This window comes from Comamonas sp. 7D-2 (assembly GCF_022749555.1).
Classification (GTDB): Bacteria; Pseudomonadota; Gammaproteobacteria; order Burkholderiales; family Burkholderiaceae_C; genus Comamonas; species Comamonas thiooxydans.
On sequence record NZ_CP094238.1, the window covers coordinates 936,800 to 955,414 of the forward strand.

Here is an 18,615-nt window from a genome sequence, read left to right on the forward strand (position 1 = left end):
TATGTCTGAAGTTCAGTTGTTTACGCCGCCAGAGCCGCAGATCCTGCGCGTGGCCACCTACAACATTCACAAGGGTGTGCAGGGCCTGGGCCCTGCCAGGAGGCTGGAGATTCACAATCTGGGACTCGCGGTGGAGCAGCTCGATGCGGACATCGTCTGCCTTCAGGAGGTTCGCAAGATGAACCGCAAGGAGGAGCAGTATTTCGACCGCTGGCCCAATGTGCCTCAGGCCGAGTATCTGGCTCCCGAAGGCTACGAGTCCGTCTATCTGACCAATGCCTATACCCGGGACGGCGAGCACGGCAATGCGCTGCTCAGCCGCTGGCCGGTGATCGGCTACCAGCACGAGGACATCTCGGACCATCGCTTCGAGCAGCGCGGCCTGCTGCATGTGGAGCTGGACATCCACGGCAAGCGCGTGCATTCCATCGTCGTGCACCTGGGTCTGATTCCGGGCAGCCGCATTCGCCAGATCGCGTTGCTGCAGCGTTTCATCGAGCGCGAGGTGCCGCCCAATGCACCGCTGGTGGTGGCGGGCGACTTCAATGACTGGGGCAACCAGATCAAGCGCATGCTGGCGGGCTTCGGCCTGTTCGAGTACGAGGAAACGCAGGGCATTCTGACCTATCCTTCGCGGCTGCCGATTGCGCAGCTCGACCATATCTATGTGCGCGGCCTGACCCCGCTGGGGCTGCAGGTGCCCAAGGGGCGCATCTGGTGGCGCATGTCGGATCATCTGCCGCTGATCGCAGAGTTCAAGCTGTAGCGGCCCTGAGCCCGGCCCCGCGCCCGCTGCTCGGGTGGGCGCGACAGCCTCGCCGCGCGGCGGCGCTTGCTCGCTGTCTCTGGTCGGGTGCATGCTTATTTTGAGATTGCTCCTGAAACCATAGCTTCCAATGCCTTGTAAACATGCATCTGGACGGCAAATCCTTTGTGGCTTCGGGAAGTTGATTCACTGGTACCATTCTTGGATGTTCAGAGATCTCGCCGACATGAAAAAAGACAACTCAGCCGAAGGAACACCCGTTTCGGTCAAGATCCGCGAGCGGCTGCAGGCAGCTAAAAAACGTTTCCACGCCAACGACAACATTGCCGAATTCATCGAGCCCGGCGAGCTGGAGAAGCTGCTGGACGAGGTGCAGGAGAAGATGCAGGGCGTGCTCGACTCCATGGTCATCGACACCGTGCACGACCACAACACGCGCGCCACGGCCCGCCGTGTGGCCAAGATGTATGTGAATGAGGTGTTCCGCGGCCGTTATGTGCATCAGCCGGCCATCACCGAATTCCCCAACGCCGAACACTTGAACGAGCTGATGATCGTCGGCCCGATCACCGTGCGCAGCGCCTGCAGCCACCACCTGTGTCCCGTGATCGGCAAGATCTGGATCGGCGTGCTGCCCAACAAGAACACCAATGTGATCGGTCTGTCCAAGTACGCGCGTCTGGTGGACTGGATCATGGGTCGCCCGCAGATTCAGGAAGAGGCCATCATCCAGCTGGCCGACCTGATCATGGACAAGACCCGACCCGACGGGCTGGCCGTGGTCATGGAAGCCTCGCATTTCTGCATGTCCTGGCGCGGCGTGCGCGAGATGGATTCCAAGATGCTGAATTCCGTCATGCGCGGCGCTTTCCTCACCAACTCCGAACTGCGCCGCGAATTCCTCTCGCTCATAGCAGCCCGCAAGTAAATGATCCCCCTGTGGCGCTTCGCGCCTTCCCCCGAGGGGGGACGACGCCTTCGCTGCGGGGCGGCCCTTGCTTGGCGTCTCTCACATGTGCTGCGCCAGTTTCATCACGCACTGGCCATGTTCGGCCAGATGAAGCACTGAATTTTTCCTTTCAAAAGGCTGCGCATCGCGCGGCCTTTTGCATTTCCGGCTCTCATGTCCCTGCAAGCGTTCACTCTCATCATTCTGGCCGGCCTGATTCATTCGGGCTGGAATATCGTGGCCAAGAAGGCGGGCGGAGATGCCCGTTTTTCGCTCTACACCGCCATTTGCAATGCCGTTATCTGGCTGCCGCTGGGCTGGTGGCTGGGCAAGGATGTGGTGCCGGGCTGGGGCTGGATGGAGTGGGCCTTCGTCACCGCCAGTGCCGTGCTGCATGTGGCTTATTTCGTGGTGCTGCTGCGCGGCTACCGCGTGGCCGATCTCACCGTGGTCTATCCGCTGGCGCGCGGCAGCGGGCCACTGATCTCATCGCTGGTTGCGGTGATGTTTTTGGGGGAACAGATTTCAACGCTGGGGGCTGCCGGCATTGCGGGCGTGGTGCTGGGCGTGTTCCTGATCGCGGGCGGTCCGCGCATGATCGTGGCCATTCGCGACGGACAGGACCTGGAGGCGCGTCAGCGTGTGCTGGCGGGCCTCTACTACGGCCTGCTGACGGGCTTGTTCATTGCCAGCTACACCGTGGTGGACAGCTATGCCGTCAAGATGCTGCTGATGTCGCCGATTCTGGTGGACTATATGGGCAATCTGATCCGGCTGGTGATTCTGGCGCCGCTGGCCGCCCGGGACTGGCCCGAGACCAAGCGCCTGTGGCGTCTGCAGTGGCGCTATGCGGCCGTGGTGGCTTTCTTCAGCCCCATTGCCTATGTGCTGGTGCTCTATGCCGTGCAAAGCGCGCCCATCTCCCATGTCGCTCCGGCGCGCGAGGTGTCCATGTTGTTCGCAGCCCTGATCGGCGGCAGGTTGCTGGGCGAGGGCGACCGGGCCTTGCGCATTGCCGGGGCCGTGATGATTGCCCTGGGCGTGACGGCACTGGGGCTGGGTTGAAGTGAGTCGTTTGTCGAAAAGGCCTGTAGCCCTTGTCGATGAATCGCAAATAGCTATTGTTTTTGAAGAGAGCTGAAAATGCCGACCTGGGAAGTCCTGATCACATTCTTTGGCGTGGCCTTGCTGCTGGGCCTGAGCCCCGGCCCCGACAACCTGTTTGTGCTGGTGCAATCGGCACAGCGCGGCTGGCGCGTGGGGCTGTGCGTGGTGCTGGGCCTGTGTCTGGGCATTGTCGGACATACGGCCGCCGTGGCGCTGGGGCTGGCGGCCGTGGTGGCCACATCGCCCATGCTGTTCACGGCGCTCAAGCTCTGCGGCGCCGCCTATCTGGCCTATCTGGCCTGGGGCGCATGGCATGCGCCGGTCAGCGTCGAAGAAAGTGCCAGGGCGCAGGAGCAGCGCGATGTGCTGACTCTGCGCTCCGCCATGGGCTGGGTGGGCAGAGGCGTGGTCATGAACCTGACCAACCCCAAGGTGCTGATCTTCTTTCTGGCCTTTTTGCCTCAGTTTGCCGACCCCGCTCGCGGCAGCGTGCCAGTGCAGGTCATGGTGCTGGGCAGCGTCTTCATGGCAGCAGCTTGGCTGGTCTTTGGCTCTATCGCCTGTTTCTCGGGGCTCTTTGGCCAGATCCTGCAGCGCTCCGTGCGCGCCCAGCGCTGGCTGAACCGCATCGCTGCGACCGTTTTCGGTGCGCTCGCACTTCGTCTTGTGATGGTGCAACGCTAGAGGCAAACACTCTTAAAACTGGCGCGACTCAAAAGGCCAGGACAGCGAGGAAGGGCCTGTGCCGGCTGCAACGCCCCGCAGCGAGGCTGTCGCCCCCTCCCATGTAGAGAGAGGGGCGCCCGGCCAGGGGGAAGGCGCATGGCGCCTCAAGGGGGCTTGTCGTTCTTATCCCCAGGATAGAGCAGACAAGTCATTCACAAACACCGGCATGTCCTTCCACAGCCCGCGCAGCTTCTTGTTCGCCACGGTCACCCACTGCGGGGTGTAGAGAAAGCCGTGCACCGAATCATGCGCCAGCAGGCGCTGGGCATCGCCAAGCAGGCGTGCGCGGTCGGCGGGGCGCGGTGTGTGCTTGATCTTGTCGAAAAGCTCGTTGAATTCCTGGGATTGGTAGCCCCAGTAGTAATCGGGCTTGGCAAAGTTGCCCAGATCAAACGGCTCCACATGCGAAATGATGGTCAGGTCGTAGTTCTTGTTGGTGTAGGTGCCCGACAGCCACTGTGCCCATTCCACATTCTGCAGCTTGAGCTGGATTCCTATCTTGGCCAACTGGGCTGCAATCAGCTCGCCGCCTTGGCGCGCATAGGGCGCGGGCGGCAGCGTCATGGTCAGCGTCAGGGGGGTCTTGACGCCAGCTTCAGCCATCAAAGCCTTGGCTTTTTCCAGATCAAAGGGGTTTACACCTGTGGTGTCCACATAGCCAAAGGCCGTGGGCACATAGTAGCTGCCGATGGGCACGCCATAGCCATCGGCGGCACCGGCAATCACGGCCTTGCGATCGATGGCGGCGGCAATGGCACGGCGCACGCGGATATCGCTGAGCGGTTTTCGCGCATTGTTGATGGCCAGAATGGTCTTGGCGCGCGAGTTGCTCACCACCACCTGAAAGCGGGCGTTGGCTTTGAACTGGGGCACGCTGCGTGGCGAGACGCGCGGGAAGGCATCGACATCGCCGGCCAGCAGGGCTGCAACCTGTGCTGCAGGGTCGGGGATGAAGCGGAACACGGCGCGCTTTATGCGAATGCTCTGTGCCGAGCGATAGCCGGGCCAGGCGGTCAGCGTGACCGATGCGCCCTTGGCCCAGGCCGCCAGCTTGTAGGGGCCGGTGCCCACGGGCTTGCTGGCGTTGGTGGTGACGCTCTTGGGTTCGACAACGATGGAGGTTGCCTGACCCATCATGAACAGAAAGTCGGGATCGATTTCCTGGTTGGTCAGCACCACCGTATGCTCGTCGGCGACCTTGGTGCTCAGATTGGCAAAGGTGCGCTTGTCCTTGTTGGTGCTTTTGTCGGCGGCCGCGCGGTCGAACGAGAACTTGACGGCAGCAGCGTTGAAGGGCTCTCCGTTCTGGAACTTCACATCCTTGCGCAGGCGAAAGGTATAGGTCTTGAGATCGGACGAGACTTCCCAGCTTTCGGCCAGCAGAGGCGAGACGCTGCCGTCGGAGTTGATCTTGGTCAGCGTCTCAAACACGTTGTAGAGCACGACTTCGGCAATCGAGGAGGCAGCCCCGGCCGTGGGGTCCAGTCCTGGCGGCTCCAGCGTCATGGCCAGCGTGACACTGTCTTTCTTGGCCTGGGCCATGGCAGGCCAGGCAGCGAACAAGGGCAAGCTGGCAGCCGAGCTGGCCAGCAAGGAGCGGCGATTGAGCATCAACAAAGTCTCCGATGGGGGGGCTGGCCGCATGGGGCCATCAAAAGCGCTGCAAGTCATCGCGGGGAGCGGACTTGTTTCATATGCGTTTTTACACCAGTCGGAGCAGTCTTTGCAGTGGTCGCAGGCATATCGCTGCTGCGAGTGTGAACAACTGTTTGCCGGCCCGGTTCAGATGACTCGCGGTGCGGCCTTGACCAAGGCCTGGGTATAGGGGTGCTCGGGGGCGGAGAACAGCTTGCGCGGAGTGCCGCGCTCCACCACTTCACCCTGGTGGAGCACGATGACCTGATCGCAGACATGCTGGACCACGGCCAGGTCATGGCTGATGAACAGATAGGACAGGCCCAGCTCGCGCTGCAGGTCCTGCATGAGATTGAGCACCTGGGCCTGCACCGAGACATCGAGCGCGCTGACCGGCTCGTCGGCCACGATCAGGCGGGGGCGGGTTATCAGAGCGCGGGCAATGGCGATACGCTGGCGTTGGCCGCCGGAGAACTCGTGCGGATATTTGTCGGCGTCCTGCGCGCGCAGACCGACCTGGTCAAGCACGCTCAGCACCTGCTGGCGCCTGGCAGGGCGACTGAGCTTCTCATGAGTCGTTCCCAAAGGCTCGCTGACGATGGCTTCCACTGTCATGCGCGGGTCCAGCGACCCATAGGGGTCCTGAAACACCATCTGGAAGTCGCGCCGCGCGGCGCGCAGTTCCTGTTCGGACAGCAGGTGCAGATTGCGGCCCAGCAGTTCCACCCTGCCTTCGCTGGGGCGGTCCAGAGCCATGACCAGACGTGCCAGCGTGGACTTGCCGGAGCCCGATTCGCCGACCACGCCCAGGCTTTGTCCGCCCTGCAGCTCGAAGCTCACGCCGCGCAGCGCCTGCAGCGGCTCGGGCTTGCGCCACAGCGATGTGCGGGGGCGCGAATATGCGCGTTTCAGGCCGCTAACCCTCAGCAAGATTGCGCTGCTGGTTCCAGCTTCAGAGGTTTCGGCTGGCTCGTTCATGTCCTTGCTCCTGCCGTCAGCACCTGTTCATACAGGCAGCGTGCCACATGGGGCTGGCGCCAGGAAGCGAGAGAGGCCGGTGCCGCCATGCTGGGCTGGTGCAGCGTGCGAGGCTGGGGGCGCTCCACATAGCACTCGTCCTGAGTATGGGCGCAGCGGCCCGCAAACGGGCAGCCTGCGGGCAGGTCCACGAGCTCTGGCACGGCTCCGGCAATGGTGGGCAGACGGACTGTACCTTCTGCGGCGTGGAGTTGCGGGCGTGCAGCAAACAGGCCGCGCGTATAGGGGTGGGCGCGCCTGGCGAACACCGCTTCCGTCATGCCGGATTCGACCACGGTGCCGCCATACATGACCAGCAGCTGCTCCGCATTCTGGGCAATCACGCCCAGGTCATGGCTGATGAGTACCAGCGCCATGGAATGCTCGGCCACCAGCTCCTGCAGCAGATCCAGAATGCGCTGCTGAACCGTCACATCCAGGGCTGTGGTGGGCTCGTCGGCCACCAGCAGGTCGGGACCGCAGGCCAGAGCCATGGCAATCATGATGCGCTGGCGCTGGCCGCCGGAGAACTGGTGCGGATATTCATCGAGCCGCTGCGCAGCCTGCGCGATGCCCACCCTCTCCAGCAGCTCGGTGGCGCGGGCGCGAGCCTGGGCGCGGCTCATTCCCAGATGAAGCCGCAGCGGCTCTGCCACCTGGCGGCCGATGCTGTGCACCGGGTTGAGGGCGCTCATGGGTTCCTGAAACACCATGGCCATGCGGTTGCCACGCAGGGCGCAGAGCTGGCGCTCGCTCAGGCACAGCAGTTCCTGGCCGTCCAGCTGGATGCTGCCGTCCACTTGCGCGTGCTCGGGCAGCAGGCCCATCAGCGCCAATGCCGTCAGCGATTTTCCGCAGCCCGATTCGCCGATCAGGCCCAGCGTGGCACCGCGCTCCAGCGTAAAGCTCACATCGCGCACGGCCTGGGCCCGGCCGCGATGGGTCTGCAGATTGATGGTGAGGTTGGAGACTTCAAGCAAAGCCATGGTGATTCAACGCTCGCGTGTCAGTCGAGGGTCCAGCAGGTCGCGCAGACCGTCGCCCAGCAGGTTCAGACCCAGCACCGACAAGGCGATTGCCAGGCCGGGCCAGACGGCCAGCAGCGGCGCCTGGAACATCAGGGTCTGGGCTTCGCTGAGCATGCGTCCCCAGGATGGCTGGGGCGGCTGCGTGCCCAGGCCCAGATAGGATAGGGCGGCCTCGGCCAGAATGGCCAGCGCAAACTGAATGGTGGCCTGCACGACCAGCACGGCAGCAATATTGGGCAGCACATGCTGCAAAGTGATGGCACTGCGGCTTTTGCCGCAGGCGCGCGCGGCCAGCACGTAGTCGCGCGCCCAGATGGCGTTGGCCGAGGCGCGGGTGATGCGCGCAAAGGTGGGGATGTTGAAGATGCCGATGGCAATGATGGCATTGACCATGCCGGCTCCAAACACGGCCGTGAGCATGATGGCCGAGAGCAGGGCTGGAAAGGCGAAGGTGAAGTCCGCCAGCCGCATGATGATTTCCTCCACCCAGCCACGGCGTGCAGCGGCGACCAGGCCCAGCACCACGCCCAGCGTCAGACCTATGCCCACGGCGATCAGGCCCACGGCAATCGATGCACGTGCACCGACCAGAATCTGCGAGGCAATATCGCGCCCGAAGGCATCGGTGCCCAGCCAGTGCCGGCTGCTGCTGGCCTGCAGGGCTGCGTCCATATCCACTTCATAGGCTGAGCCGGGGGTCCAGGCAAAAGACAGCAGCGCGGCGGCAACCAGCAAGGTCGTGAGCAGGGCGCCGAGCACAAAGCTGCGGTGCTGCAAGGCGCGTCGGCCAAAGCTTTGGGGCTGTGTGTGCGTGAAGGCGCGTGTCGGGTAGTCGCTCACGCTGGCGCGGGTATCGGTCTGCCTGCTCATATATCGCTGGCCTTGATGCGGGGGTCGATGGCGGCATAAAGCACGTCGACGACAAAATTCACCACCACCACCATGGCGGCCAGCAGCAGCACGCAGTTGCGCACCACGATCACATCTCGGTTGGAAATGGATTGAAAGATCAGTCGGCCCAGGCCCGGCAGATAGAACACGTTCTCCACCACGATGGTGCCTGCCAGCAGATTGGCGAACTGCAGGCCCATGACGGTGACGACGGGAATCATGGCGTTGCGCAGCACATGACGCCAGAGCGCCGCGCCGCGTGACAGCCCCTTGGCGCGGGCCGTGCGCACAAAGTCCTCGCGCAGCACCTCCAGTACCGCAGAGCGGGTGATGCGCGCCAGGATGGCAGCCTGCACCACGGCCAGCGCAACGGCCGGCAGCAGCAGTGCCTGCAGCGCAGGCCAGAAGCCGCCGCCGGCCTCCTCGCTCCAGCCCGGAAAGCCGCCGGCCGAGAACCATTGCAGCTTCACCGAGAACAGCAGGATCAAAAGAATCGCAAACCAGAAGTTGGGGATGGCAATGCCGATCTGGGCCAGGCCCATGAGGCCCACATCGCCCCAGCGTTTGTGGTTGGCGGCCGCAAACACTCCCGCAGCAATGGCCAGCACGGCGGTGATGCACATGGCCATGATGGCCAGCGGCACGGTGACCGCAAGGCGTTCCCAGACCAGCTCGGTCACGGGCGAGCCATAGACATAGCTCTCGCCCATGTCGCCGTGCAGCAAGCCGGCTATCCACTGCCAGTAGCGTGTCAGCGCGGGCTGGTCCAGGCCCAGCTGCTGAACCATGGCCGTCACGGCCTCGGGCTCGGCATCGGGGCCCATGAGCATCTGGGCTGCATCGCCGGGCAGGACTTCCAGCACGGCAAAAACCACGATGGAGGCACCGATCAATGTGGCGACCAGCGTAAGCAGGCGTTTGAGCAAGAAGATGCTCATGGCGTGGGGCGTTGTTTCATCGTGAAGTGGGCTCAGACGCGGTGTTTGCGTGCTGCGCAGCATAGCGGCAATTGTGCCGCGTCCGAGAGGGGGCGGCTTTGTCCCGGGCGCTGCCATGTCTTGGGGAGCTTGGGATAATGTGGGCCGATACCGAGAACTGCACAGGAGCTGGCACATGGCATTGATGATTACCGATGAATGCATCAACTGTGATGTGTGCGAGCCCGAGTGTCCCAACGATGCCATCTATATGGGTGAGGAGTTCTACGAAATCGATCCGCACAAGTGCACCGAGTGCGTGGGCCACTTTGACGAGCCCCAGTGCGTGCAGATCTGCCCCGTGGCCTGCATACCGGTGAATCCGGAGTACATCGAAAGCCGTGAGGTTCTGTTCAAAAAATATGAGCAGCTTACGCAGGCCAAGAAAGAAAATTAAGGCTTTTTTAGCCTGAATTACTTGTATATCAAGCGCAAATAGCTCCTTATTCAGGAGCTATTTTTCATTCTGTCTCGGGTTCAGGCCTCGCCAGCTGCGGGCTGGGCGGCATCGGGCGCAGGCTTGCGGGGCGGTTTGGGGCGGGGTGCCTTGGTGGTGTGAATCGCGAGAGTCGCCTTGTCCATCTGGCCGGCCACCATATCGGGCCAGGCCTTGAGCGAATGTGCGATGGCGTCTTCGATCAGCTTGAGCTGGTCGGGGGCCGGCTTTTTGAGCACCCAGTTGGCGACCTCGCCCTTGTGGCCGGGGTGACCGATCCCCACGCGCAGACGCCAGTAATTGGGCGAGCCGAGCTGGGCATGGATATCTCGCAAGCCGTTGTGGCCGCCATGGCTGCCGCCGAGCTTGAGCTTGACCACGCCGGGCTCGAAGTCCAGCTCGTCATGCACGACCAGGATTTCCTCGGGCTGAATCTTGAAGAAGCGGGCCAGTGTGCCGACCGACTTGCCCGAGAGATTCATGAAGGTCTGCGGCTCCAGCAGCCAGATGCTCTGGCCATGGATGCTGGTGCGTGCCATCAATCCCCAGTAGCTGCGCTCTGGAACCAGGTTGACCTTGAGTTCGCGCGCCAGCGCATCAATCCACCAGAAGCCGGCATTGTGCCGGGTGTCTTCATATTCAGGGCCAGGATTGCCGAGGCCGACAAACAGTTTGATCATTGCTCGATTATCTTCTTGCCAGCAACGCTGGGCGGGCAGGGGCTGTTGTGCATGGGCCAAAGAAAAAGCCCACCGAGGTGGGCCTTTTCTTGGAGTACAGCGGCAGGCGCCGTACCGAAGTCACAAGAATTACTTCTTGCCCTTCTTGGCGGGAGCAGCTGCGGGAGCAGGTGCGGCGCCTTCGGCAGGAGCCACTTCGGGCAGCTTGATCGAGATCAGCGAAGGGTTCTTGTTGGCGCCACGCACCACAGCCTTCACGCCATTGGGCAGCTTCAGAGCTTGCAGGCCCAGCACGGACTTGGAAGTCAGGGCGCTCAGGTCCACCTTGATGAACTCGGGCAGGTTTGCGGGTTCGCAGATCACTTGCAGTTCGTGCATCAGAGGAGTCACGGTGCAGTTCTCGACCTTCACGGCGGGGGATTCAGCAGCGCCTTCGAAGTGCAGGGGCACGTTCATGTGCAGCTTGGTGTTGCCGTCCACGCGCTGGAAGTCGATGTGTTGCACCAGCTTCTTGTAGGGGTGGAACTGCACGTCGCGCAGCACGACCTTGGTCACTTGACCGTTGATTTCCATGTCCAGGATGCTGGAGTGGAAAGCTTCCTTGTGCACAGCGTGCCACAGGGCGTTGTGATCGATTTCGATCAGTTGGGCTTCACCAGCACCGTAGACGATACCGGGGGTCTTGCCCGACAGACGCAGACGGCGGCTCGCACCCGTACCTTGCTTGGCGCGCTCAGTAGCGACGAATTGCATAACTAACTCCTAGATGGACGGACCGCGACCAGTCTCGCCCGATTGATAAAAGAATCTGCACCTTGCAGCAAGGCCGTGGATTCTTGCGGTGGCCTCGAAACGCTCAAACCTCCCGAAGGAGGTTTGCTTGGGCTCGAAGCCGAAAAACCAGAGATTTTAAGCGGTAAACAGACTGCTCACCGAATCACCTGTGGAAATGCGGTGAATTGTCTCGGCAAACAGGCCGGCCACAGACAGCTGGCGAATCTTGCCGCACTGCTGGGCTGCGGGGCTCAGAGGAATGGTGTTGGTCACAACCACTTCGTCCAGAGCGCTGCCGTTGCCGATGCGTTCCAGGGCCGGGCCCGAGAAGATGGGGTGCGAGCAGTAGGCGTACACGTTCTTGGCGCCGCGCTGCTTGAGCACTTCGGCGGCCTTCACCAGCGTGCCGGCGGTGTCGATCATGTCGTCCATGATCACGCAGTTGCGGCCGTCGATATCGCCGATCACGTGCATGACTTCGGACACGTTCGCCTTGGGGCGACGCTTGTCGATGATGGCCAGATCGCAACCCAGTTCCTTGGCCAGGGCGCGAGCACGCACCACACCGCCAACGTCGGGGGAGACCACGATCAGGTCTTCGTAGTTCTTCTGACGCAGGTCACCCAGCAGCACAGGGGTGGCGTAGATGTTGTCCACGGGGATGTCGAAAAAGCCCTGAATCTGGTCGGCGTGCAGATCCATGGTCAGGACGCGCTCGACGCCAACTGCCTGCAGCATGTTGGCCACCACCTTGGCGGTGATGGGCACGCGGCTGGAGCGGGGGCGGCGGTCCTGACGGGCGTAGCCGAAATAAGGGATCACGGCGCAGATGCGCTCGGCCGATGCACGCTTGAGGGCATCGACCATGACCAGCAACTCCATCAGGTTGTCGTTGGTCGGAGCGCAGGTGGACTGAACCACGAAAACGTCGCGGGCGCGAACGTTCTGCTTGATCTCGACCGCGACTTCTCCATCGGAGAAACGGCCAACGTCAGCAGCACCAAGAGAGGTGCCGAGGTGCTTAACAATCTCTTCGGCCATGCCAGCATTGGCATTGCCTGTAAAGACCATGAAATCAGAGTGATGTGAATGCATTGTGCGTCCCAGTGCTGTGGGTTGCTATGACGCAAGAAGATGTTTGGCAGGGGAAGAAGGATTCGAACCTTCGCATGCCGGAATCAAAATCCGGTGCCTTAACCAACTTGGCGACTCCCCTACACAGGCCTTTTGTCGAAGACAAACAGCCTTATAACTTGTTCTCTGGAATCCAGCTATTAAGTGGGTGTTTTTCCAGATTTCTGCAAACCTTGATCTGCCATGTGCCAGGAGCACAGCTCAAATCAATGTTTTGCGCTATCGGTGCAAATACCGCACTTCCAGAGCCCGTCATTCTAGCATGCAATTTGAGTGATTCGAGCCAGCTTCTGACTTTCATCACCTCGGGCTGCAAACCTTCAGCGACCGGCTGCAGGTCGTTTCGGCCAAAGTCGAAGTGATTTGCAGCGAAGTCCGCAACTATAGCAGGCTTTGTGTCGCGTTTCAGGAGATCACTGGAAAAAATCTTGCCAGTTTCCAGGCCCTGTTCGGGTTTGACCACCAGGAACTGCTGCTCCGGCAAGGCATTGCGGCCTGTCAGCGGGGTGATGATTTCGCCGATGCCGCTGACCCAGGCCGAGTGACCGCAGAGGAAAAAGGGAACATCGGCGCCGAGCTTCAAGCCTATGCTTTGCAGTTCCTGGCGCGATAGGTTCAGATTCCAGAGGCGGTTCAGCGCCATCAGCGTGCTGGCCGCATCGGATGAGCCGCCCCCCATGCCGGCCTGGGCGGGCAGGTGCTTTTCAACCCCTATGCGCACGCCTTGCGTGCAGCCTGTGGCTTGCTGCAGGGCGCGGGCCGCGCGTGTGATCAGATCATCGGCAGGCAGGTCAACGCCATTGAGGTCTTCACGGCTGATCTGGCTGCTGACCGTGCGCTCGATATGCAGCACATCATGCCAGTCGATGAGCATGAAGACGGATTCCAGCAGGTGATAGCCGTCAGGCTTGCGGCCGGTAATGTGCAAAAAAAGGTTGAGCTTGGCCGGGGCCGGCACGTCATAGAGCGAGTGCATGGCGTGTATGTGTCAGTAAGAAAAACGGTGCAACGATAGCACCGGGTTGCCGGCCAGTCAGCGAGCGTCCTGATCGAGAACGATGCGCAAGGAGGCCTCGGGTGGCGGGCTGATGCGGTCGGCACGCAGGCGGCCATCGCTGATGCGCGAAAGATCTGTCTGCCAGCCGGTCACAGCCGTGTTCTTGCCTTGCAGCCAGTCGAACAGCGCGGTGACGGGAATCTCGCTGCCTGTCATGCGGGTGATGAGTTCAGGCAGGGAGTCTGACTGGGTGATCTGATCGCCCTGCTGCAAGGTGGCTCCGGCACGCGTCCATTGCAGGCGGGCCATGATGGATCCCAGCGGGTTGAAGACCAGCAAGGTGCCGCTCTCGGGCTGGCCTTGCAGCTCAAAACCGGCGCTGAAGGATTGCTGCTGGGCATCCTGGACCTGTAGTGCCATGCGGCCGGACCAGTGGTGACTGGCCGTCACATCGAGCTGCAGCTGCCGTGCCGGTTGGGCGCAGCCGCCGAGCATGGCCGCTCCCAGGGCCAGCCCGAGGGCTGGAAGAATTTTCAAGAAAGTCGGCCTGCGCTTCATGGCGTCACTTTGTGGCGTTTGAGTGTTTCCAGCAGAGTGTCATTGCTGCTGTCTGCCTTCATGCCCTGGCGCCAGATGAGTTGGGCGCGGTCTTGCTTGCCCTGGGCCCATAGAACTTCCCCCAGGTGGGCGGCAATTTCCGCATCCTGACGCGTGGCATAGGCCTGCTCCAGCAGTTTTTCGGCTTCGTCCAGATTGCCGCGGCGGAAATGCACCCAGGCCAGACTGTCGGTGATGAATGGATCGCCGGGCTGCATGTCCAGAGCGGTCTGGATCAAGGTCTGCGCTTCTTCAAGCTTGATGCCGCGATCAGCGTAGGAATATCCCAGTGCGTTGTACGCATGCTTGAAATCGGGTTTGCGCTTGATGATGTCGCGCAGCAGGCGCTCCATCTCGCTGAAATTTCCGGCTCTTTCCGCGAGCAAGGCGGTGTCGTAGGCCAGCTCCACATCATCGGGTGCCTGGCTCAGCAGCTGAGCTTGCAGCGCATAGGCTTCCTTGTTCAGGCCTGCATCGCGCAGCAGCTGAACCTCGGCAATCTGCTTGAGGCGCTTCTGGTTGGGGCCGTTTGCCGGAATGGCCTGGATCAGGGCACGAGCTTCCTTCACCTTGCCCTGGCGAGCCAGCAGATCGGCGCGCCGGGCCTGCACGCTGAGCAGGTTGGCGGCATCGGGAATGCGCTGCAGATAGATGTCGGCTTCGTCGTAGCGTTGGCGCTTCTCGGCCAGCTCGGCCCTGAGCAGATAGAGCTGGGATTCGCCAGCAGCGCGACCCACACCCTCAGGCAGCTTGGGCAGCAGAGCGCTGAACTGTGTCAGGGAAACGTCGGCAGCATCCAGCTCGCCATCCTGCAATTGCAAATTGGCGAGCATGACCCAGGCTTCCGGAAATTCGGGCGCCTCGCGCGTTATGAGCTGCAACTGGGTCTTGGCATCGGCGTTGCGTTTTTGTCCCAGCAGCACGCGGGCATAGGTCAGGCGCAGTTGTGGCGAATGATTCTTTTCAAGATAGCGCTTGACCAGCGGCTCCACTTCGGCGGAACCCGATTCCAGCAGTTCCATGGCCAGCAAGGCGACGGCACCCGATTCAGGACCCAGCTTGGCGCCGTTCTGCAGCGCCTGCAGGGCGGCAGGCTTTTGACCGGCGATCAGGCGCATATGGCCTATGGCGGCCCAGGCCATGGGGCCGTTCTTCGGGTCCTTTAAATCGATTTCCAGCGCTTGCTCGACCACATCGGCGGCCAGAGGCTTGTCCGAGGCATTGTTGTAGAGCTGGGTGATGGCCAGAAAAGTGGCGCTGCGATTGGCTTGAGGGGTCAGCTCGACCTCTCGACGCAGATAGCTGGCCGAGTCTGCAATGCGGTTCATCACCACCAGAATGCGCAGCACTGCGCGGTTGGCATCGCGTGATTCGGGGTAGGCCTCCAGCCAGGCGCGGGCATTGCGCAGTGCGCGGTCGCCCGAGCGGGACTGAATGGCAAGTTCGGTGGCGCGGCGATAGAGCTTTTCGTTGTTGCTGCTGCGCGCGGCCTCCATCATCAGGGCTTGGGCGTCCGTCAGGGCGCCTTCCTGAGCGGCCATCTCTCCCACCAGGATTTCGTAGAACAGCTCGGCAGAGAGGGCCGCTTGCTCATTCTCACGCTCCGCGGCCTGCTCTAGATCGGTGCTTTGCTCGATCTTGTCCTGCTGGGATGGCGGGTCAGCGGTCTGGGCGGATGCGATTGCCGATCCCATGGCCAGAACGGCGGCCACGGCGAGTCCCTGAAAACGTAGAGGATGAACCATCGGCTCATAATAATCCAAGCTTGTTGAACACTTGGCGAAGATGAGATTGCATGCCTGAGTTGCCCGAAGTCGAGGTTACGCGCCGCTCTTTTGCTGACCGCATTGCGGGTGCGCAGATTGAGAAAGCCACCTTGGGAAAGCCCCTGCGCTGGCCTCTGGGGCTGTTGCCGCAGGCATTGGTCGGCAGAGTCGTGCTGGGCGTGCGCAGACGCGGCAAGTATCTGCTGCTGGACCTGAGCGAGGGTCTGCTGCTCATGCACCTGGGCATGTCTGGCAGTCTGCGCTTTGTGGGCCGCGACGAGGAGTCGCTGGGAACTGGCGGAGTGCATGATCACTTCGACCTGCAGACATCGCGCGGCTTGCTGCGTCTGCATGATCCGCGCCGCTTCGGAGCCGTGATCTATGTTCCGGATGAAGGCGATGCCCTGGCGCGCAAGCTGCTTGACCATCTGGGTATGGAGCCGCTGAGCGACGGATTCACGCTGGACGCCTTTCAAGCCGGGCTGGCGGCCAGTCGCTCGCCCATCAAGCAACTGCTGCTCAGCGGCAGCGTGGTCGTCGGTGTCGGCAATATCTATGCTTCCGAGGTGTTGTTTCTCTCGCGGATTCACCCGACAACACCGGCGCGCGATGTGGGCAGGCGCAAGGTCAAGGTTTTGTATGAGGCCATTCGAACCGTGCTGGCCTTGGCGGTGGAGAAAGGCGGCACGACCTTGCGCGATTTTTCCGCGGCCAACGGCATGGAAGGGCACTTTCAGTTGGAGGCCCAGGTCTATGGCCGCGATGGCCTGCCTTGCTCGCATTGCGGAGCCGCCATCCAGCTCATGCGCCAGGGGCAGCGCAGCACCTATTACTGCGCCCGCTGCCAGAAGGCCGCAAAAACTCTCTGAATTTGATAGCTAATACCGCAGTTTGAGTATGCGTTCAGGCATGTTTTGACGTCACAATTTCATTTTGATGCTTGATATGCCTCAGAGGCGTCGCCAGTGCCCAGGCATTGGCGCTGTTCTGCGCCGTTGCGCGAAGATACTTGGCGGCTGGAGATATCAGGCCAGCCTCTGGAAGAGCCGTAGATGCTGTCAAGGGGCAATGCTATATATTGATCAGGCGGTCAGCCTTGGCTGACCCGGCGACTCAGACAAACAAGAGGGGTAGATGTGTCAGCTTCATTCAACGAGCAGTTTGGTCAGTATGGCGCATGGCGACGGGGCTTTGCCACCCAACTGCAGGAGCTGCGTGAATGGTTGATTGCCCAGGATCTGTTGGATGCCTCGGTGCAGGAGCGCTTGCAGAGACTGGAAGAGCAGATGCGCACCGACAAGGTCATGGTTGCCTTCGTGGCCGAGTTCTCGCGCGGCAAATCCGAGCTGATCAACGCTGTCTTCTTTGCCCATTACGGCCGCCGGCTGATGCCGGCCAGTGCAGGCCGCACCACCATGTGTCCGGCGGAGCTGGGCTGGGAGCCGGAGCTGCCGCCTTGTCTGCGTCTGCTGCCCATTGATACCAGAGAGTCGCCGGAGAGCCTCGGCCAGTGGCGCATGCGTCCCGACGCCTGGGTGCAGCAGCCGCTGGATATCGCCGATGCGCAGCAGATATCCGACACGCTGGCCAAGGTGGCGGAGGTGCGCAAGGTCTCCATCGATCAGGCCAGGGCCTGGGGCTTTTGGCATGACGACGAGGCTGCCGACAACCCCATGGTCGATGCCGACGGCTGGGTCGAAGTGCCGATGTGGCGCCATGCCTTGATCAATATGCCCCATCCTCTGCTCAAGCAGGGACTGGTGATTCTCGACACGCCTGGTCTGAATGCCGTGGGGGCCGAGCCGGAGCTGACCGTCAATCTGATACCCCAGGCACATGCCGTGGTCTTTGTGCTGGGCGCCGATACCGGCGTGACCAAGTCCGACCTTGCCATCTGGCGCGACCATGTGCTGCCGGCAGGAGCCGGCAAGGCGGGGGGCGATGACGCCCTGGCTGCATCGCGTCTGGTGGTACTCAACAAGGTGGATACGCTGTGGGACAGTCTGAGTTCCGGCGCGCAGGTGCAGGCCCAGTTGCGCCGTCAGCAGCAGGACTCGGCCCAGTTGCTGGGGGTGGCGCTGGAGCGCGTGCTGCCCATCTCCGCCCAGAAGGGGCTGGTCGCCAAGGTGGGGCGTAACGACAGCCTGCTTCAGGTCAGCGGTCTGCCCGCTTTTGAAGACCTTCTGGCCAATGGCATCATGGGGCAGCGCCAGAAAGTGCTGCAGGCCGCTGTGCGCACCAATGTGCAACAACTGCAGTCGCAGGTGGAGCGCGTCATCAATATGCGCCGCGGCGATCTCGACGACCAGCTGGCCGAGCTCTGTGGCCTGCGCGGCAAGAATGCGACGGTGATTGCCAGCATGCGTGCCCGTATCGAGGCCGAGCACAAGGAATTCGACCAGAGTGCCAGCCGCATCCAGGCCATGCGCAATATCCACATGCGCATGCTCAAGGAGCTTTTCCTTCTTCTGAGCTCGAGCACTTTGAAGGCCGAATTGGCCGAGCTGAAAGAAGCGCTGGATCAGCGTGGGCTCAAACTTGGCCTGCGCAAGGTCTATGAGCAGACTTTCGAGCGCCTGCATGCCGTGGCTGCAAAGGCGCAGGACCAGGCCGATGAGATCCAGGCAATGATGAGTTCCTCGTTCAAGGAGCTCAATGCGGAGTTTGGCTTCTCCCTGCAGACACCGCCGCAGCTGGTGCTGTCCGAGCTCAAGGACGACTTGCGCAGCATCGAAGGCAGTTACACCCAGTATCTGGGGCTAAGCAGTGTCATCAGGCTCGGCAGTGCCGACTTTTCGCAGCGCCTGATCAAAGCTCTGGCGCTGCGTCTGCGCACGGTGTTTGAAGCGGCATCGAACGACGTGGATATGTGGAGCAAATCACTGACTGCACCAGTCGATGCACAATTGCGCGAACGTAAACGCAGTTACACGCGCCGCCTGGAGGCTGTGGACCGGATCAGCGGTGCAGCCACTGAACTGGAGGAGCGCATTGCAGACATGGAAAATGCGCAAGCCCGCCTGGGCATGCTGCAGACGCAGCTGATCAGCGCATCGGCGCAATTGCTGGATCCGATTGCGGCCGAGCGGCCGCAGGCCGCGTCCATGCCGTTGGACATCAACCTGGTAGCTTGAA

The 18,615-nt window shown here is 61.9% G+C and carries 18 protein-coding genes and 1 tRNA gene; 7 read left to right on the forward strand and 12 right to left on the reverse strand.

The features are described 5' to 3' along the window. Position 1 precedes the first annotated feature (1 nt). From MPZ60_RS04230 to MPZ60_RS04245, 4 genes are all read left to right on the forward strand, one after another. A complete protein-coding gene (locus tag MPZ60_RS04230) occupies positions 2 to 766 on the forward strand; it encodes an endonuclease/exonuclease/phosphatase family protein (RefSeq protein WP_003066010.1) in 765 nt (254 codons plus the stop codon). Positions 767 to 971: 205 nt separating this feature from the next. Next, positions 972 to 1,694 (forward strand): GTP cyclohydrolase I, encoded by a 723-nt coding sequence (gene folE / locus MPZ60_RS04235; RefSeq protein ID WP_003073932.1) that lies wholly within the window; start codon positions 972 to 974, stop codon positions 1,692 to 1,694. A 195-nt stretch (positions 1,695 to 1,889) separates the two neighbouring features. Beyond that, positions 1,890 to 2,780: a DMT family transporter gene (locus MPZ60_RS04240; protein ID WP_003066016.1), complete on the forward strand. Its 891-nt coding sequence runs from the start codon at positions 1,890 to 1,892 to the stop codon at positions 2,778 to 2,780. A gap of 78 nt (positions 2,781 to 2,858) precedes the next feature. Then, the gene (locus MPZ60_RS04245; protein ID WP_034357584.1) at positions 2,859 to 3,506 is read left to right on the forward strand and encodes a LysE family translocator; all 648 of its coding nucleotides are present in this window, start codon (positions 2,859 to 2,861) and stop codon (positions 3,504 to 3,506) included. 165 nt (positions 3,507 to 3,671) lie between these two features. Here the strand turns inward: MPZ60_RS04245 and MPZ60_RS04250 are convergent, their stop codons facing one another. The 5 genes from MPZ60_RS04250 to MPZ60_RS04270 form a co-directional block, all read right to left on the reverse strand. Next, complete coding sequence (locus MPZ60_RS04250; protein ID WP_034357586.1) at positions 3,672 to 5,159, reverse strand: ABC transporter substrate-binding protein; 1,488 nt, start codon at positions 5,157 to 5,159, stop codon at positions 3,672 to 3,674. 171 nt (positions 5,160 to 5,330) lie between these two features. Next, positions 5,331 to 6,161, reverse strand: a complete 831-nt coding sequence (locus MPZ60_RS04255) for an ATP-binding cassette domain-containing protein (RefSeq protein WP_034357588.1) — start codon at positions 6,159 to 6,161, stop codon at positions 5,331 to 5,333. After that, complete coding sequence (locus tag MPZ60_RS04260; RefSeq protein ID WP_034357590.1) at positions 6,158 to 7,186, reverse strand: ABC transporter ATP-binding protein; 1,029 nt, start codon at positions 7,184 to 7,186, stop codon at positions 6,158 to 6,160. Before MPZ60_RS04260 ends, MPZ60_RS04255 begins: the two co-directional genes overlap by 4 nt. 6 nt (positions 7,187 to 7,192) lie before the next feature. Next, entirely contained in the window at positions 7,193 to 8,098 is a 906-nt protein-coding gene (locus MPZ60_RS04265; RefSeq protein WP_034357592.1) for an ABC transporter permease, read from the reverse strand. Further along, the gene (locus MPZ60_RS04270; RefSeq protein WP_034357594.1) at positions 8,095 to 9,057 is read right to left on the reverse strand and encodes an ABC transporter permease; all 963 of its coding nucleotides are present in this window, start codon (positions 9,055 to 9,057) and stop codon (positions 8,095 to 8,097) included. Before MPZ60_RS04270 ends, MPZ60_RS04265 begins: the two co-directional genes overlap by 4 nt. A 175-nt stretch (positions 9,058 to 9,232) precedes the next feature. On the opposite strand from MPZ60_RS04270, the gene MPZ60_RS04275 reads away from it, so the two are divergent. Continuing rightward, a complete protein-coding gene (locus MPZ60_RS04275; protein ID WP_034357596.1) occupies positions 9,233 to 9,493 on the forward strand; it encodes a YfhL family 4Fe-4S dicluster ferredoxin in 261 nt (86 codons plus the stop codon). 80 nt (positions 9,494 to 9,573) lie between these two features. Here the strand turns inward: MPZ60_RS04275 and pth are convergent, their stop codons facing one another. The 7 genes from pth to MPZ60_RS04310 all read right to left on the reverse strand — a co-directional run bounded on the left by pth (position 9,574) and on the right by MPZ60_RS04310 (position 15,459). Next, positions 9,574 to 10,212, reverse strand: a complete 639-nt coding sequence (gene pth / locus MPZ60_RS04280) for an aminoacyl-tRNA hydrolase (RefSeq protein WP_034357598.1) — start codon at positions 10,210 to 10,212, stop codon at positions 9,574 to 9,576. A gap of 129 nt (positions 10,213 to 10,341) precedes the next feature. Beyond that, positions 10,342 to 10,965, reverse strand: coding sequence for a 50S ribosomal protein L25/general stress protein Ctc (locus MPZ60_RS04285; RefSeq protein ID WP_003066033.1), 624 nt, complete (start codon positions 10,963 to 10,965; stop codon positions 10,342 to 10,344). A 156-nt stretch (positions 10,966 to 11,121) separates the two neighbouring features. Next, positions 11,122 to 12,081 carry a ribose-phosphate pyrophosphokinase gene (locus tag MPZ60_RS04290; RefSeq protein WP_003066035.1) on the reverse strand — a complete coding sequence of 320 codons (960 nt, stop codon included), beginning with the start codon at positions 12,079 to 12,081 and terminating at the stop codon, positions 11,122 to 11,124. A 44-nt stretch (positions 12,082 to 12,125) separates the two neighbouring features. Then, positions 12,126 to 12,202: transfer RNA gene (locus tag MPZ60_RS04295), tRNA-Gln, on the reverse strand. 30 nt (positions 12,203 to 12,232) lie between these two features. Next, positions 12,233 to 13,096: a 4-(cytidine 5'-diphospho)-2-C-methyl-D-erythritol kinase gene (gene ispE / locus MPZ60_RS04300; protein ID WP_034357601.1), complete on the reverse strand. Its 864-nt coding sequence runs from the start codon at positions 13,094 to 13,096 to the stop codon at positions 12,233 to 12,235. A gap of 57 nt (positions 13,097 to 13,153) precedes the next feature. Beyond that, positions 13,154 to 13,675, reverse strand: coding sequence for an outer membrane lipoprotein LolB (locus MPZ60_RS04305; RefSeq protein ID WP_034357603.1), 522 nt, complete (start codon positions 13,673 to 13,675; stop codon positions 13,154 to 13,156). Next, complete coding sequence (locus MPZ60_RS04310; RefSeq protein WP_034357604.1) at positions 13,672 to 15,459, reverse strand: tetratricopeptide repeat protein; 1,788 nt, start codon at positions 15,457 to 15,459, stop codon at positions 13,672 to 13,674. The genes MPZ60_RS04305 and MPZ60_RS04310 overlap by 4 nt, the downstream gene beginning before the upstream one ends. A 50-nt stretch (positions 15,460 to 15,509) precedes the next feature. Here MPZ60_RS04310 and mutM point away from each other — a divergent pair, with 50 nt between their 5' ends. Next, on the forward strand, positions 15,510 to 16,349 hold the full coding sequence (mutM, locus tag MPZ60_RS04315) for a bifunctional DNA-formamidopyrimidine glycosylase/DNA-(apurinic or apyrimidinic site) lyase (protein ID WP_034357606.1): 840 nt from the start codon (positions 15,510 to 15,512) through the stop codon (positions 16,347 to 16,349). A 267-nt stretch (positions 16,350 to 16,616) separates the two neighbouring features. Next, the gene (locus tag MPZ60_RS04320; RefSeq protein ID WP_034357608.1) at positions 16,617 to 18,614 is read left to right on the forward strand and encodes a dynamin family protein; all 1,998 of its coding nucleotides are present in this window, start codon (positions 16,617 to 16,619) and stop codon (positions 18,612 to 18,614) included. Position 18,615 lies beyond the last annotated feature (1 nt).

Bases quoted from the DNA above. Each gene is read 5' to 3' on its own strand.
- MPZ60_RS04255 (WP_034357588.1), bottom strand. From the start codon at position 6,161: ATGAACGAGCCAGCCGAAACCTCTGAAGCTGGAACCAGCAGCGCAATC.
- folE (WP_003073932.1), top strand. From the start codon at position 972: ATGTTCAGAGATCTCGCCGACATGAAAAAAGACAACTCAGCCGAAGGA.
- pth (WP_034357598.1), bottom strand. From the start codon at position 10,212: ATGATCAAACTGTTTGTCGGCCTCGGCAATCCTGGCCCTGAATATGAA.
- MPZ60_RS04310 (WP_034357604.1), bottom strand. From the start codon at position 15,459: ATGGTTCATCCTCTACGTTTTCAGGGACTCGCCGTGGCCGCCGTTCTG.
- MPZ60_RS04250 (WP_034357586.1), bottom strand. From the start codon at position 5,159: ATGCTCAATCGCCGCTCCTTGCTGGCCAGCTCGGCTGCCAGCTTGCCC.
- MPZ60_RS04305 (WP_034357603.1), bottom strand. From the start codon at position 13,675: ATGAAGCGCAGGCCGACTTTCTTGAAAATTCTTCCAGCCCTCGGGCTG.
- MPZ60_RS04275 (WP_034357596.1), top strand. From the start codon at position 9,233: ATGGCATTGATGATTACCGATGAATGCATCAACTGTGATGTGTGCGAG.
- MPZ60_RS04260 (WP_034357590.1), bottom strand. From the start codon at position 7,186: ATGGCTTTGCTTGAAGTCTCCAACCTCACCATCAATCTGCAGACCCAT.
- MPZ60_RS04270 (WP_034357594.1), bottom strand. From the start codon at position 9,057: ATGAGCATCTTCTTGCTCAAACGCCTGCTTACGCTGGTCGCCACATTG.
- MPZ60_RS04245 (WP_034357584.1), top strand. From the start codon at position 2,859: ATGCCGACCTGGGAAGTCCTGATCACATTCTTTGGCGTGGCCTTGCTG.
- MPZ60_RS04265 (WP_034357592.1), bottom strand. From the start codon at position 8,098: ATGAGCAGGCAGACCGATACCCGCGCCAGCGTGAGCGACTACCCGACA.
- mutM (WP_034357606.1), top strand. From the start codon at position 15,510: ATGCCTGAGTTGCCCGAAGTCGAGGTTACGCGCCGCTCTTTTGCTGAC.
- MPZ60_RS04285 (WP_003066033.1), bottom strand. From the start codon at position 10,965: ATGCAATTCGTCGCTACTGAGCGCGCCAAGCAAGGTACGGGTGCGAGC.
- MPZ60_RS04240 (WP_003066016.1), top strand. From the start codon at position 1,890: ATGTCCCTGCAAGCGTTCACTCTCATCATTCTGGCCGGCCTGATTCAT.
- ispE (WP_034357601.1), bottom strand. From the start codon at position 13,096: ATGCACTCGCTCTATGACGTGCCGGCCCCGGCCAAGCTCAACCTTTTT.
- MPZ60_RS04230 (WP_003066010.1), top strand. From the start codon at position 2: ATGTCTGAAGTTCAGTTGTTTACGCCGCCAGAGCCGCAGATCCTGCGC.
- MPZ60_RS04290 (WP_003066035.1), bottom strand. From the start codon at position 12,081: ATGCATTCACATCACTCTGATTTCATGGTCTTTACAGGCAATGCCAAT.